The sequence below is a fragment of the Alteromonas sp. BZK5 genome (genome assembly GCF_014349115.1).
Classification (GTDB): domain Bacteria; phylum Pseudomonadota; class Gammaproteobacteria; order Enterobacterales; family Alteromonadaceae; genus Alteromonas; species Alteromonas macleodii.
Genome location: NZ_JACSOE010000254.1, coordinates 1 through 1,385 on the forward strand (window position 1 = coordinate 1; position 1,385 = coordinate 1,385).

The following is a 1,385-nucleotide window of genomic DNA, read 5'->3' on the forward strand; positions in this document are numbered from 1 at the left end:
ACCCTCTCCGATTGCAAGACACCGTGTTGATTTAATAACGTGATTCATTGCTGCCATATATTCGGCTTTTTCGTGAAGTCAATTGACTTCTAGCCTTGATGGTTGTTCGCATCTTGTTGTCTCATCAATCCGGCGGCCTCGAAGGCCCTTGGTATAAACTGATTTGAACAAGATGGTTATGAACCGTTAATCATCAGTACGTTGTCTTTTTGCAATATGTTGATAGGCTTTCTGTTTTAGTTTATTTACTTATCTTTGGTTTGGGTTTCATCGGCTAAGCCGCTGCTTTATTTATCAGTCCTGGCTGGTAGTCCTGTTGATAGTGCAGCATAGCCCAGGCCATTCTTACCATTTTATTAGCCAGTGCGACGCACGCTTTGTTAAAGCTCATGCGTGCTAAACAAGCCCGACACCACTCGCTCACCTTATCGGTTTTATCACCAATATGGCGCAAGGCGGCCCTGGCTCCGTTAATTATCTGGGTCCGTAAATACGTGTTCCCTCGCTTGCTAATACCCAACAATCTCGGGTTATCTCCCGTTGTATGTTGTTTGGGCACTACACCTAACCAAGCGGCTAAATGTCGGCCGCTATTAAAAGCCTGACCTTGTCCAATGCCTGCATATAAGGCGGTAGCAATCAAAGGCCCAATTCCTGTCATGCTCATTAAACGCTCGCATACAGGCTGGCTTTGTGAGAACGCTTTCAACTCCTTATCCATTTCTTTTATGTGCTCTCGCAGTTCCCGCAAATCATTGAGTAAGCCTTGAAACTGTCGGCGAGCTAACATACTCAATCCATTGTCAGCTTCTTCCAGGGTAAACGGCAGCTCTTTCACCAAAGTCGCTACACCCCGTGCATACACAATACCGTATTCGCTCAACAAGCCTCTTATCTGATTACTCAACGCCGTTTGCTGCGCTATCATACGCTCTCTAATCCGATGCATAAGCTGGATGTCTTGTTGGTCCTGAGACTTAAACGGCACAAATCGCATCCCTTCGCGTTGTGATGCCTCGGCTATCGCCTCTGCATCATTGTAATCGTGTTTATTGCCTTTTCGGTATGCTACAACGTATTGCGGTGCTATTGCTTTGACTTCATGCCCGGCTTTCGTCAATTCCCTACACCAGTAATGGCAACTTCCACAGGCTTCCATCACTACAATGCATGGCTCCAGTTGACTAAAATAGGACAACATCTGGTGACGCCTTAATTTCTTCTTTCTGAGCACTCTGCCTGACTGATTCATAAAAACTAAATGAAAAACAGACTTGGCGATATCGAGACCTATTGTTACCTTACTCATGTGACCTTCTCCTTCTTGATAGTGATTTGAACAACCCTATCTTGGCTCATTTGAAGCCTTTATGGGAGGAGAGGGT

General features: G+C 45.4%; 1 protein-coding gene. It reads right to left on the reverse strand.

Annotated elements, in window-relative coordinates:
• Positions 1 to 274 precede the first annotated feature (274 nt).
• A complete protein-coding gene (locus BIZ39_RS21760) occupies positions 275 to 1,309 on the reverse strand; it encodes an IS110 family transposase (protein ID WP_187448107.1) in 1,035 nt (344 codons plus the stop codon).
• Positions 1,310 to 1,385: the final 76 nt, after the last annotated feature.

Bases quoted from the DNA above. Each gene is read 5' to 3' on its own strand.
- BIZ39_RS21760 (WP_187448107.1), bottom strand. From the start codon at position 1,309: ATGAGTAAGGTAACAATAGGTCTCGATATCGCCAAGTCTGTTTTTCAT.